Here is an 11,841-nt window from a genome sequence, read left to right on the forward strand (position 1 = left end):
GTTACGATGAGTCAAAAGATATTTCAACATGCAGCTCTCATTGCCGAGGAGATCTCGGCATCCGTGCAGCAGATCAATGCTGGTCAGATTGAGGAGTTGATTGCACGGATCGTGCAATCCGATGCCATTTTCTTAGCGGGGGGCGGCAGATCCGGTCTGATGATTCGAGCTTTTGCCATGCGATTAATGCAGATGGGGTATAAGGTTCATGTCGTGGGCGATACGGTAACTCCGGCCATCGGCGCGCGGGATTTGCTAATTATCGGTTCAGGCTCCGGCGAAACGCAGAGCTTGGTGTCTATGGCTCAGAAGGCCAAGGGTATAGGCTCTGCCGTAGCGGTGGTAACCGTGAATCTCGAATCACGTATCGGTAAGCTTTCGGATGCGATCGTTCGGCTACCGGGCACAACGAAGGAGCAGAATCAAGGATCTCTTGTCACCGTTCAACCGATGGCCTCTTTATTTGAGCAAACGATGCTGATCGTCTTGGATGCCGTCATCTTGAGATTGATGGAGATGAAGGAACTTCACTCGGAAAATATGTTTGGGCTGCACGCCAATTTGGAATAAGAAGTCAAGGTGTGGGTATAGTTGCCGCTTTGATGATATAACCGCGACCGTTGTATACTGTAGGGAAGAAGGGGTGATGCATTATGGCAAGTGAAGTCAAGCAGCGAATCAATCTGAAGGAAATAAACTGCCATAAGGAGTTAACCCTGGCGGTCATCGGCGGCAAATGGAAGCTGATCATCCTATGGCATCTTGGTTTAGAGGGCGTTAAGCGCTTCGGTGAGCTGAATCGAATGATTCCTCATATCACGCAAAAAATGCTGACCAACCAGCTTCGTGAATTGGAGGAGGATCAGCTCGTTCATCGTGTGGTTTACCCCGAGGTTCCGCCTCGAGTCGAATATTCGCTCACGCCTTACGGGGAGAGCTTAATGCCGATCTTGAAGCTGATGTACGATTGGGGAAAAGATTACGGCGAACAGGTCGTCTGGAAAGACGGCGAGCTGTCTGAGCATAAAGACGATGGACAGGCAGCGGAGCAACCAGTCGCACAGAAGCTGTAATTTCTCGAACATGCATGCGAATGCATTAGCAAGGCGATCGGGCAGGGGTTTTTTCGAGTAAGAAGGTGCTGAGTTCTAAAGCATTAAAAAACGGCGAGCCAATAGGTTCGCCGCCGCTGGTTTGAGCTTCCTTGATCCATGTTATTATTGCTGGCTTTCAAGGTATTGCGCGAGTTGATCAAAAGTTCCGCCAAATCCTTGTTTCACCATCGGAGACATTCCATCAAATGCTGTTTGTTCTTCTGCAGTTGCGTTGACAGGGCCTCCCTGCATGGTATGATTGGTCGACCTTTAACAATCCGCTGCCATGGATGGCTATCGAAGAGCTATCGCTGTAAGGTTTAGGATATGTTCCCCTTTGAGTAAACTGTGCAGAAGAAGACGCTACAGACGATACAGTTTACTTAAAGGGAACTTTTTTATGGGAGAGTTTATAAGATAGAATCCGAAGAAAATAGGGATATATCCATTTAATAAAAAAAGCCAAACTCGTCTGAACGAGTTGGCTTTTTAAACGTGACTGCAGTCTGTTCATTATTTGTTTATCGGTTGGCCTGCATATGCTTGCACATTTAGCGGAGCTGTCAGGTATTTTGGAGCTTTAGCTACAAATGCCTGAAAATGGATGCTCGCATTGTGGAGCCCCACAGCTTCCTGGTCTTTCCACTGTTCAACCATGAGATACGTATTATCCTGCTCCGTATCTTTAAGCAGCTTATAAGATTCATTTCCTTGTTCCGCGCGGGATGCCTCAATAAGATCTTTTACGGATTCCAGAAATTCTGCCTCTAGTTCACGGTTTACTTTCATTTCTGCATGAATAATAATCATCGCTATGACCTCACTTCCACTCTGCAATACGATCAATAGGAAGACGGGTCGTCAAACGCGCTTCTTTGGCAGCTTTACCTACAGAGATGAGCATTACCGGCACATAACGTTCTTTCTCCATACCAAATGCCTCTGCAATTCGGGATTTGTCGTATCCGCCAATGGGGTTCGTGTCATATCCACGGGCACGGGCAGAAAGCATAAGCTGCATGGAAACCAAACCGCTATCGATAAGGATCATTTCACGGAAAGACTGTGCCGGAATACGTGCGAAGAGATCGGTATAGTTTGCCATCATCTGATCTTTAATCTCTTGTGGCAGATAACCGCGTTCCACGGCGCTACCCATAATTTCATCTGCATTGTCGAATGCGTTCATATCCCCAAATACAGCAATGACAGCGGAAGAAGTTGAAACTTGCGTTTTATTCCCTGGTGCAAGCTCTTCAAGCGTCGCTTTACCTTCTGGGCTATCAACGACAAGAAATCTCCAAGGCTGAAGATTAACGGATGACGGAGCCAAAGTCGCTTCTTCCAAAATTTCAGTCATTTCTTCACGGCTGATTTTGACCGATGGGTCGTATACCCGCACAGAGCGACGGGAAGTAATAATTTCTTTATAATTATTGTTTAGGGAAGTTACAGTCATGATATATTCTCTCCTTTAATCTCTATAAGTTAATTGGTCTTACTTGGTTCTTTCATTAGTTGAATCTGGCTGTTCAATTTCTGTAGAGTTTGAACAAACGCAAGTCGTTCTGATTCCGTGAGGTCTGCCTGCAGTTCCTCCATAAAACGATCTTTCTCTGCCTTAAACGCTGCTACTTTACTTTTGCCCACTTCAGTTAGCTGAACCAACGTAATCCGGTTGTCATTCTCACATCTGGTTCGGAGAAGTATTCCTTCAGCTTCCAACTGCTGAACATGACGGGTCACCGCAGCTGGATCAATAGACACGGCCTTCTGCAAATCCGTTTGGCTAATTTGGCCCCCCGTTAATTTGCATAAGAGTTCGAGCCGATTGGGACTAACTCCAGCACATCGTTCAAACCGGGTCGAAATATGCTTGTTTAAATGCATCAGCAAGTACAGCAAGTCTTCCGTATGGCACGTAGCGATTATAAAGACCCCCTTCAATTCATTGACTCATCAATGTTTGATGGGTCAATCATATACCTTTGTTTTCTGAAAATCAAGTCTTTTGCATAAAAAATTGAATCGGATTTCATGTATAATAGGAAGTAGATTCCTAATTCATAGATTTGAGGAAAGATTAGTTTTTCATGGAGAATGTAATGCTAACGCATGAACAACATAAATCAGGAGGACAAGGTTATGGCAAAAGCAAAGGTTCCAAAGAGACCCACTAGAGATGAGTTTGTACTGGAAGAGCTCGGAAATCAGCTTACGGAAGCTTACCAGGAGGAATCGGTCATCGTACTGACGGTCTGGGGATGGGAAGAAGCAGTCCGCGGACAAATCGATCAAATGGACTCCCGCACAGGGAAGGTGCACATGAAAGAAAATGGCGTCATTAGGAAGGTTCCCTTTATGGATATTATGGAAGTGAATTATCCCAGGGACTAATCAGAATTATACTGAAAAAGGAGATCCTGCGAGGATCTCCTTTACTTTATCTCTGTCTAATTATAACCATCCATTCAGCTGTCATTGTACCACGCCACTGAGCAAGCTTTCCCACTCCTGAATAATGCGATTTTTATTCAGACGATGGCCGATCAGCGTAAGATATCCGCGTTGCAGCTGCAGCGTGCTTGGCTTACATTCAAGCTCTGACCCCGCCCACTGAACTAGAGAGGGACCCGTCGAGAGATGGATGTAACCTTTGGTCCGAATCAGGCTGGAGCCCAGTGCACCGAGAAAAGTTTCGATCGCGCTCAACTGAAGCGGGAAGGGGGATGGAGCAGATAAGGTCAAGGTATCCATGCCCGTGAAGGATGTGCTGCTGTGTCCGGACTCTTCTCCGTGCAGATGGCTATGGTGGTCATTGGCAGATCTCTCTGGCTGGTGGTGCGCATGCTTGCTGTGATCATCAGTCAACGGTTTGTCTTGCGAATGATCCGCAAGATCTCCTGGCTTCCATTGCGAAGTTGGAAACGAATGGCTCGGGTCCTTAGAGGCCTCAAGCTGAAGCTGAAGCGTCGAAAACACTTCATTTTCATCCAAACGGCTGTAGTCGGTTACGGACAGGCTTGCCGTCGTGTTTATTTTTCTAATGGAGGTCATGACTTTGTTGATCTGTTTATCGTCGCAGTCCCCGGCCTTGTTAAGGATGATCATATCCGCGAAGCTGATTTGTCCCCGCAGGGTACGCACCAGCTCACGACTGGATGCAAAGAAGCTGTTGTACTCGAGAAATTTGCTGCAGTCGGCCAAGGCAATTTTGTGCTGGATTGAGATTCGATCAGCCAGGGACGGATCCTGCAGATCCTCAAGAATCTGTTCAGGATTCGCCACGCCGGTCGTTTCGATGAATATGAGATCCGGCTTCTGATCTAACAGGGTTTGCAATGCTTGACCCAGCTCGTCTCGCCGGGTGCAGCAGATGCATCCGTCGAGCAGCTTCTCAATCGGAAGATCGGGGATTTGGTTGGAGACCGTATCACCATCCACATCTTGTTCGCCCATCTCATTCATAAGCACGGCGGTTCTCCACTGCCGCTTGGCGGCATATTCCAGCAGTCTGAGCAGCAGCGTGGTTTTGCCGCTTCCCAAAAATCCGCTAATCAATACAACGGGTATCTTGTTCATTAATTGATTTCCTCCTTGGTCTCGTTATCATTCGAATACAGCTCGTCAAACTCCGCGACGGAGTCCGGATTCGTGAAAATGTAAGGGGATGCCGGCTGCTCGATCGGCTGAATCTGCTTCGCTTGAATTTGCAGCGTCTCTTTACCATTCAAGGTGGCGACCTGGATCGTGCCATCAATCTGGACCCACGTATCATTAGCGAACGACGCAGCATTCGTGCCCCGCACAAGAACCCCGAACGGTACGGCGTCTGCCGTGCAGCACATCACGAGGAATCGGCTGACGGCAAAGGTATCCTCATTCATATGTCCGTCGCGGAAGACGAATCCTTGCACCGAGATGGTTTTTCCTTGAAAATGCTCTTTGTACATATCCATGGCCCCGACGGTTTCCGAGAAAATGTCCGGTTCCACCTTAATGACGGGCAGCGTATATAAGCGCTTGGCAAGCTCTGCAAACTCCACACTATAAATGTCCTTGGCAACGAATCGTTCGTTCAAAGCGATATTTTCTTCTGCTCCTTGATCCATGCCGGGTAATCGCTTATCCGTGGCTGAAAAGGCGGACGTGTTGCGGTCATCGGTTTTACGCCGTACATCGGGATTCGGATAGGTGTAGATCATTCCTTTTTTGGCTGCCATATCGCTGCCCAGGGCTTGGTCCGGCAGGAACAGGCCAAACAGCAGCGGCACCGTGAATAACCCGTATACCGTTATGTTTTTGACAAGGCCGGCAGGCAGGGGATGCTCGCAATCACACACCTCTCCGGAATCGCCCGCAAGGGAATGCCACATCATCCCGAATGCAATGAACAACAACGGAACCGGGCAGAGAAGCAGCAGGGTCTGCATATGAGGCGCTAGGTAATATTCAAGCGAATCTGAAGCATTCAGATGCATGATATAAGCGGCGAGAGCCGCAACAAGCAGCGACCGGAGCGTATAGTGAATCCGTATCCTCAAACTGGACTTCATCCTCCCAATCACCTCCAATCTCAAGCGGATACCTGATCAACCTAAACGGTCCCGGTAATCTCGTTTGGTTTTTTCATCAATCTTTCATCCTTAGGCAGCTATCCACCCAGAAGAGCGTTGACGGCTACAGAGCCGATGAAGACAAGCGTCATCACCAGCAGGCTTAAACCGATGACGAATTTAGTCTTGAAGGTAGCCGACAGCATGAGCAAGCTTTTGAAATCCAGCATCGGGCCGAGCACGAGAAAGGATACGAGCGGACCTACGGTGAAGGTGTGCGTGAACGCCGATGCCACAAATGCATCCGAGGTCGAGCAGAGGGACAGAATGAAAGCAAACCCCATCATGAACAGGTAAGAAGCGGTGGGACCGTTCCCCAATGCCAGCAGCTCTTCTCTAGGAATGAAGGATTGGATGCAGGCTGTCAGGAATGCGCCAAGAACCAGGTATTTGCCCATTTCGATCAATTCGTCTCCGGCGTGGACAAACAGGCTTCTCCAAGTTTTGGGATGCTCGTGCAGCTTGCGTTCACCAACGGCGGAATCTTGTTCGGAAAACTCTTGTAAGGAACGCTTGAGCGGGTTGTTCCTTGAAAAAACATAGACAAGCAAACCTACCGTTACCGCGACTGCAAAAGCCAGTCCCATCCGGCCGATCGTCACTTCGGGATGCGAACGGAAGGCCATGATCGTCGCAGCGAACACAATGGGGTTCAGGATAGGTCCGCTGAGAATAAAGGTTACAGCGATGTAGGCAGGCATCCCCTTAAGCATCAGCCTTCGGACGACCGGGATCATCCCGCATTCACAGATGGGAAACACGATCCCCAGCATGGAAGCGAACAGGACGCCGATGACCGGATTTTTGGGCGTGATCCGACGCACCCACTGTTCTTTAACGAACAGCTGAAGAAGGGACGACAGCAGCACTCCAAGCAGTACAAAAGGAAGCGCCTCAAGGAAAATGCCCGTAAAAACCGTTTTTACCTGCTGTATGTCACGGCTAGATATTAGACTTGTATCGTTCTGCAGCCATATCGTCAAGACCGGTATCACGAAGACAAGCGGAATCATGAAGGGCAGCATTTTGAAGATTACCGGATATTTCATTCAGGCCTCCTGGAGCGAATTGTTCTTAAGACATTCTATGCTTGTACCATCGGCAACATACTAGATTCTTGCAAATTAATCAAAAAGATTACGATTTAATACGTGAACTTCAAGACCGGTAGCGCGAAGTCCAAAGTCGTGGTATATTTAAAAAAAGTTATCTGTGTGTTACTGGCGTAGCTTGGGGTACCAAGAGGGAGCACATAGGATCATATGCCGTACGCCTGGGCAAGAGGTAAGGAGACGATCAGTCGCCTTGCCTCTTTATGTTTTTAATACAATGGCGAAGGAGCGGATTAGCATGAGTAAGGAACCCGTAATTTTGGATGGAAAAAAGGTATCCGATGATATTAAGGCAAAGCTGGCGGTGAAGGTACAGGAATTGAAGCAGCACGGGATAACGCCTTGTCTGGCAACGATTCTGGTTGGCGATGATCCTGCTTCTGCGACCTATGTGCGGATGAAGGGAAATGCTTGCGAGCGGCTTGGTATCATATCCAAGAAAGTGGTGCTGGAGACATCGACCTCGACCGAGGAGCTGATCGCCGCGATACAAGAGCTGAACGAGGATCCGAATGTCCACGGTATTCTGCTGCAGCATCCGGTGCCGCATCATATCGATGAACGGGCGGCTTTTGATGCCATTGCCATTGAAAAAGACGTGGATGGAGTAACCACGCTCGGTTTCTCGCAAAATGCGTTTGGTTTTGCCGATTATCCGTCTTGTACGCCTGCCGCGATTATTGCGATTATGGATTATTATGACCTGCCGATCGAAGGGAAGCATGCCGTGGTGGTCGGACGCAGTCCGATTCTGGGTAAGCCGGTATCGATGATGCTGCTCAATCGCAATGCTACCGTTACGATCTGCCACTCGAGAACGAAGAACCTCGGGGAGCTTGTGTCCCAGGCGGATATCGTGGTTGCGGCCGTAGGCAAACCTAATTTCATTCAAGGGAGCTGGATTAAGCCGGGTGCCGTTGTATTGGATGCCGGCTACAATAAAGGGAATATCGGCGACTGCGATTATGAAGCCTGCGCGAAGGTGGCATCTGCGATTACACCGGTACCGGCAGGTGTCGGCCCCGTTACGATTGCTACATTGCTGAAGCATACCGTCGAATCGGCCGAGCGAACCGTGCAAGCCTAAAGGAAAGCCACAGACTATTTGCATATGAATGAAGGTGCGCCCATGAAATGCTCGATGAGGTTCGCTCGGAAGTGAAATAAGCCCATAGAAGAAGTCCGCCTGCACAAGGCGGACTCTTTTGTTGTCGTTAGATATGAAAATGACGGCAAATTGCGCTTATGTAAAATACCACAGAAACCGTGCTCCAGCGCGGTTTTTTATGCACTATCGGGAAGTGTTCGAACGACCTTGCTGAAATAATGGCTTGCTCTGAAATGCTTTTCATCATTTACAATATGGTTACTGGCTAGAATCTACGGAAGAGGGGCGAGTTTCATTGAATAAGAAAATCATATTTTTTGATATCGACGGGACGCTGCTGGATCATGAAAAGAAAGTTCCGGCTACAACGAAAGAGTCCATTCAGGAGTTAAAGGATGCCGGGCACATCGTCGCTATAGCGACAGGGCGCGCTCCCTATCATTTTGAAGAGCTGCGTGAGGAGCTCGGTATCAATTCCTATGTTTGTATGAACGGTCAGTATGTGGTTCATGAAGGCAAACCGATCCATGGAAATCCATTGGCGCAAGATGCCTTGCAGAAGCTGACGGAGCAGGCCGTTGAGTTTGATCATCCGATCATATATGCCGGCAGTGAAGCCATGAAGATGAACGTAACCGAGCATGTTCATATCGATTCCAGCTGGGGGGAACTGAAACTCACGATCCCTGAATATGATCCGGAATATTACTTGGGCAGAGATATTTATCAGGCTATTGTATTCTGCACGGAGGATGAGGAAGCGGCTTACGTGAACAATTTCGCAGGTCGGTTCGATTTCGTTCGATGGGGTCCTTATGGAATCGATGTGCTGCCGTCCGGGGGATCCAAAGCCGAAGGGATTAAACAATTGATTCAGCTGCTGCACATCGATCTGGAAGATACGATTGCCTTTGGCGATTATCTGAATGATCTGGAGATGCTGTCGTACGTGGGCCACGGTGTGGCGATGGGCAATGCGCCGGAAATCGTCAAGAAGGCGGCCAGGCATATAACCAGGGATGTTGATCAAGACGGTATACAGTACGGCCTCCGTCTGTTGGGTCTACTGGGTAAGGAACCGCAGGAAATCGTGTAGTTATTTTACGATAAAAAGTCATGCAGCGTGTCAGTCTTCGTTCCTGAGGGACGATAAGGACTGACATGTTTTCGGTTTGAAGTGCATTTCGAGAAGCGCAGTTTTGACGATGGAATGAGGGAACAACATCGCTGTGAGATGAGAGCATTGAAGAAGGTTATCTTATGACCTGGGACAATCCCGGCCATAGGATAACCTTTTTTAGATGAAAGTGCAGGTCTTCACGCAGCCTGCTTCCTGGTTTAGCAGCCTTACAACAAGTATAATCAAAAAATAATTGTAAATAATTATTAATTGTCTATATACATTAGTGTGCGTCGTACAGTATAATGATTACAGGAGTTGATGATATGTCAGAGGATCAAGATATTCTGAACAGTTTGGTGCAGGAGCTTCGGCGAGGAACGATCATACTTGGTGTCCTCAGCCAATTGTCGGAACCTCAGTATGGATACTCATTGGTGACCATATTGCAGGAGAAGGGTATCAGCGTGGAAGCGGGTACTCTGTATCCCTTGCTGCGGCGGTTGGAGAAACAAGGCTTGCTGGATAGCGAGTGGGACACGAATGAAGCTCGTCCGAGAAAATATTACATCATAAGTCAGACAGGGAAAGAAATATATCGGCAGCTTTACCATGAATGGAAAGTTATGATGACAAGTCTTGAAGGGCTTGTTGATGACAAGGGGGACGTTTAGTAATGGATCTGATTAACAGGTATATTTATGCAGTGACGCAGAAGCTGCCCGAATCACAAAGAGCCGATATTGAAAAGGAACTTCATGGACTCATCGAAGATATGCTGGAAGACAGGGGAGCAGGCGTCGGGATTGCAAGCACTGAAGATATAGAACAGGTGCTGCTCGAGCTCGGGCCACCCGGAGACATGGCAGCTAGATATAGAGGAAGAGAACGGTATCTCATTGGACCCGGTTTGATCGACAGTTATTGGTCTGTCCTGCGGATTGTATTGTACTCGGTCGTCATCGCTCTTGGCATCGCGTACATGGTTGATTTCTTTACAAGCTCGGATCCTACCGCCGAGAAGCTTCTGGAGTACTTTATCTCCTTGCTGAGTGTGGCTATTCACGGGTTCGCATGGGTTACCGTTATTTTTGCCTATATCGAATATCGCGGTGCTCGGCAAGTTTCTAAGGAAGCTTGGAAACCATCGGATTTGCCTGTAATTCCGGAACCAGCTGTACGGATTAAACCGATCGAGCCGGTGCTGGGCATTCTATTTTCCGTGCTGTTCTTCGTCCTGTTCACGTTTTCCCTTAATCTGATCGGTGTTCATCGATTTGATGAAAACTCGATCGCCATTCCGGTGTTTGAACAGGCTGCCTTTGCCAAGTATTTGCCGCTGATATGGCTTCTTACCGCCTTCAGCATATTCAATGAAGCAAGGAAATTAATCACAAGAAAGTGGACGCCGCAGCTTGCCGTCATGCATGTCATATTTAACGTTGCTTCCGTTATCGTTGCGGTGATTCTGTTCTCCGATATGGCGATTTGGAATCCGACTTTCATGGAGCAGCTAGCACAGACGGGTTTCGTAACACCGGGAAGTGAATCGTACGACATCGTAAAATCAGTTTGGGATCGATCCAGAGATGGTCTTATTTACGTCATCGTGATCATTACTCTTATTGATACCGTGTCCGTTCTGATGAAGAGGTTTCGGCGGAAGGAAGGAAATACAGCGTTAACCAAATAAAGACATAAGTGTTGAAGTAAAGGGTGTCCCAAAAGATCTTGGATCTGGCGGGATGCTCTTTTTTTTTTGCTATTAGGAGACAATCCGTATACGAATCGTTCCAGGAACGACACGCAGCTTGTTGGATAAGCATAGGATAAGGAACGAAGCAAATAATTTTTTGACAAAAATGTGAATGATATGTGTCAAAATTATGTACAATGGTGTTATAATAAGGTAAGAGTTAAATGAAAACCCTTACAGAATGAACGGAGCTGATTATGATGAAATACGCAATCCATTACTCTACGAGAATGAAAGACGTTATTTTATTTTCCTTTGTCATTAGCATTATCCTGTTTCAGGTAGCTACCTTGACCCAATATTCCTATCCTGTCCTATTCTATATGCAGATGGCGGTGAATGTCGTTGTTGTTGCGGCACTAGCAATTGAAGGGTATGCCCGATTGGTGAAACGGGAAGTGAATATTCAGGAGAATTCGGATATGATTACCATCAATGGCGTAGAGATTCATGCCGATCAGATTCGTGAGATCAAGGTTTCCGGATGCCATAAAGCCGCATTCCAGATAAACCTCAAGAACAAGAACGTGAATCCGATGTATTGCTGCTTTAAATTTGAAGAGAAAAATTGTGAAGGAATTCGGAGTCTCACGCGTTGGGCCGAGCGGAACCAGATTTCCGTGCGTAAGGTAGGACCGCAAACCCGTTCCGGGTTGGTACTCACATCAAACCACTAGTTAGCCTAAATTATATTATGAATAGAAGCATCTGAACCTTGAAGAATGGGTTCAGGTGCTTTTTTGATGTAGTTGTAGAGGAAAGGGGGGGCCGGGCATTTGTACCTATAGGAACTGAAATTTTAACCCATGTTAAGATCCTGTTTCAATGCAGGTTAATTTCGTCAGAGATCCAGCTAAGAATGAGAGTTACTTCGCGTTTGGAGAGGAGATTCAGGTTTGGCGATATCAAGGTAAGACGAGGCCAAGCTGTATACGGCGGGGTTTGAACGCTGGATAAAACCAAAAGCATGGGCCTGAATTCTCAGTTCCATGCTTTTGTTCGATTCATTATAAACAGGCGTTGTCGTAAAGTTTG

The 11,841-nt window shown here is 47.5% G+C and carries 14 protein-coding genes and 1 riboswitch; of the genes, 8 read left to right on the forward strand and 6 right to left on the reverse strand.

Features of this window, described 5'->3' with window-relative positions:
* The first annotated feature begins 6 nt into the window (after positions 1-6).
* Both hxlB and M4D81_RS07795 read left to right on the forward strand, forming a co-directional pair.
* On the forward strand, positions 7-570 hold the full coding sequence (gene hxlB / locus M4D81_RS07790) for a 6-phospho-3-hexuloisomerase (RefSeq protein WP_071220349.1): 564 nt from the start codon (positions 7-9) through the stop codon (positions 568-570).
* Between the two features lie 83 nt (positions 571-653).
* Positions 654-1,073 carry a winged helix-turn-helix transcriptional regulator gene (locus tag M4D81_RS07795; protein WP_071220350.1) on the forward strand — a complete coding sequence of 140 codons (420 nt, stop codon included), beginning with the start codon at positions 654-656 and terminating at the stop codon, positions 1,071-1,073.
* A gap of 534 nt (positions 1,074-1,607) precedes the next feature.
* Here the strand turns inward: M4D81_RS07795 and M4D81_RS07800 are convergent.
* The 3 genes from M4D81_RS07800 to M4D81_RS07810 are packed head-to-tail and all read right to left on the reverse strand — an operon-like array spanning position 1,608 to position 2,984.
* Positions 1,608-1,904, reverse strand: a complete 297-nt coding sequence (locus tag M4D81_RS07800) for a putative quinol monooxygenase (RefSeq protein ID WP_260065435.1) — start codon at positions 1,902-1,904, stop codon at positions 1,608-1,610.
* Between the two features lie 10 nt (positions 1,905-1,914).
* A complete protein-coding gene (locus M4D81_RS07805) occupies positions 1,915-2,553 on the reverse strand; it encodes a nitroreductase family protein (protein WP_071220352.1) in 639 nt (212 codons plus the stop codon).
* A 29-nt stretch (positions 2,554-2,582) separates the two neighbouring features.
* Positions 2,583-2,984, reverse strand: a complete 402-nt coding sequence (locus M4D81_RS07810) for a MarR family winged helix-turn-helix transcriptional regulator (protein WP_260065730.1) — start codon at positions 2,982-2,984, stop codon at positions 2,583-2,585.
* Positions 2,985-3,239: 255 nt separating this feature from the next.
* On the opposite strand from M4D81_RS07810, the gene M4D81_RS07815 reads away from it, so the two are divergent.
* Complete coding sequence (locus M4D81_RS07815; protein ID WP_260065438.1) at positions 3,240-3,491, forward strand: YolD-like family protein; 252 nt, start codon at positions 3,240-3,242, stop codon at positions 3,489-3,491.
* A gap of 81 nt (positions 3,492-3,572) precedes the next feature.
* On the opposite strand, the gene M4D81_RS07820 is transcribed toward M4D81_RS07815, so the two are convergent.
* From M4D81_RS07820 to M4D81_RS07830, 3 genes are all read right to left on the reverse strand, one after another.
* Positions 3,573-4,676, reverse strand: a complete 1,104-nt coding sequence (locus M4D81_RS07820; protein WP_260065440.1) for a CobW family GTP-binding protein — start codon at positions 4,674-4,676, stop codon at positions 3,573-3,575.
* Positions 4,676-5,650 (reverse strand): TIGR03943 family putative permease subunit, encoded by a 975-nt coding sequence (locus tag M4D81_RS07825; RefSeq protein ID WP_260065442.1) that lies wholly within the window; start codon positions 5,648-5,650, stop codon positions 4,676-4,678. The genes M4D81_RS07820 and M4D81_RS07825 overlap by 1 nt, the downstream gene beginning before the upstream one ends.
* A gap of 98 nt (positions 5,651-5,748) precedes the next feature.
* Positions 5,749-6,759 (reverse strand): permease, encoded by a 1,011-nt coding sequence (locus tag M4D81_RS07830; RefSeq protein WP_260065444.1) that lies wholly within the window; start codon positions 6,757-6,759, stop codon positions 5,749-5,751.
* A 157-nt stretch (positions 6,760-6,916) separates the two neighbouring features.
* Positions 6,917-6,996, forward strand: a riboswitch (ZMP/ZTP riboswitch).
* Between the two features lie 64 nt (positions 6,997-7,060).
* On the opposite strand from M4D81_RS07830, the gene M4D81_RS07835 reads away from it, so the two are divergent.
* The 5 genes from M4D81_RS07835 (at position 7,061) to M4D81_RS07855 (ending at position 11,483) form a co-directional block, all read left to right on the forward strand.
* Positions 7,061-7,909: a bifunctional 5,10-methylenetetrahydrofolate dehydrogenase/5,10-methenyltetrahydrofolate cyclohydrolase gene (locus M4D81_RS07835; RefSeq protein WP_216532061.1), complete on the forward strand. Its 849-nt coding sequence runs from the start codon at positions 7,061-7,063 to the stop codon at positions 7,907-7,909.
* Between the two features lie 316 nt (positions 7,910-8,225).
* Complete coding sequence (locus tag M4D81_RS07840) at positions 8,226-9,026, forward strand: Cof-type HAD-IIB family hydrolase (protein WP_260065447.1); 801 nt, start codon at positions 8,226-8,228, stop codon at positions 9,024-9,026.
* A 350-nt stretch (positions 9,027-9,376) separates the two neighbouring features.
* On the forward strand, positions 9,377-9,724 hold the full coding sequence (locus M4D81_RS07845; protein ID WP_071220360.1) for a PadR family transcriptional regulator: 348 nt from the start codon (positions 9,377-9,379) through the stop codon (positions 9,722-9,724).
* A 2-nt stretch (positions 9,725-9,726) separates the two neighbouring features.
* On the forward strand, positions 9,727-10,743 hold the full coding sequence (locus M4D81_RS07850) for an HAAS signaling domain-containing protein (RefSeq protein WP_260065450.1): 1,017 nt from the start codon (positions 9,727-9,729) through the stop codon (positions 10,741-10,743).
* A gap of 260 nt (positions 10,744-11,003) precedes the next feature.
* Positions 11,004-11,483, forward strand: coding sequence for a hypothetical protein (locus M4D81_RS07855; RefSeq protein ID WP_235613090.1), 480 nt, complete (start codon positions 11,004-11,006; stop codon positions 11,481-11,483).
* The last annotated feature ends 358 nt before the right edge of the window (positions 11,484-11,841 follow it).

Source organism: Paenibacillus sp. p3-SID867, assembly GCF_025142895.1.
GTDB lineage: Bacteria > Bacillota > Bacilli > Paenibacillales > Paenibacillaceae > Paenibacillus_AQ.

Bases quoted from the DNA above. Each gene is read 5' to 3' on its own strand.
- M4D81_RS07845 (WP_071220360.1), top strand. From the start codon at position 9,377: ATGTCAGAGGATCAAGATATTCTGAACAGTTTGGTGCAGGAGCTTCGG.
- M4D81_RS07850 (WP_260065450.1), top strand. From the start codon at position 9,727: ATGGATCTGATTAACAGGTATATTTATGCAGTGACGCAGAAGCTGCCC.
- hxlB (WP_071220349.1), top strand. From the start codon at position 7: ATGAGTCAAAAGATATTTCAACATGCAGCTCTCATTGCCGAGGAGATC.
- M4D81_RS07810 (WP_260065730.1), bottom strand. From the start codon at position 2,984: ATGCATTTAAACAAGCATATTTCGACCCGGTTTGAACGATGTGCTGGA.
- M4D81_RS07820 (WP_260065440.1), bottom strand. From the start codon at position 4,676: ATGAACAAGATACCCGTTGTATTGATTAGCGGATTTTTGGGAAGCGGC.
- M4D81_RS07795 (WP_071220350.1), top strand. From the start codon at position 654: ATGGCAAGTGAAGTCAAGCAGCGAATCAATCTGAAGGAAATAAACTGC.
- M4D81_RS07830 (WP_260065444.1), bottom strand. From the start codon at position 6,759: ATGAAATATCCGGTAATCTTCAAAATGCTGCCCTTCATGATTCCGCTT.
- M4D81_RS07825 (WP_260065442.1), bottom strand. From the start codon at position 5,650: ATGAAGTCCAGTTTGAGGATACGGATTCACTATACGCTCCGGTCGCTG.
- M4D81_RS07805 (WP_071220352.1), bottom strand. From the start codon at position 2,553: ATGACTGTAACTTCCCTAAACAATAATTATAAAGAAATTATTACTTCC.
- M4D81_RS07855 (WP_235613090.1), top strand. From the start codon at position 11,004: ATGATGAAATACGCAATCCATTACTCTACGAGAATGAAAGACGTTATT.
- M4D81_RS07815 (WP_260065438.1), top strand. From the start codon at position 3,240: ATGGCAAAAGCAAAGGTTCCAAAGAGACCCACTAGAGATGAGTTTGTA.
- M4D81_RS07800 (WP_260065435.1), bottom strand. From the start codon at position 1,904: ATGATTATTATTCATGCAGAAATGAAAGTAAACCGTGAACTAGAGGCA.
- M4D81_RS07835 (WP_216532061.1), top strand. From the start codon at position 7,061: ATGAGTAAGGAACCCGTAATTTTGGATGGAAAAAAGGTATCCGATGAT.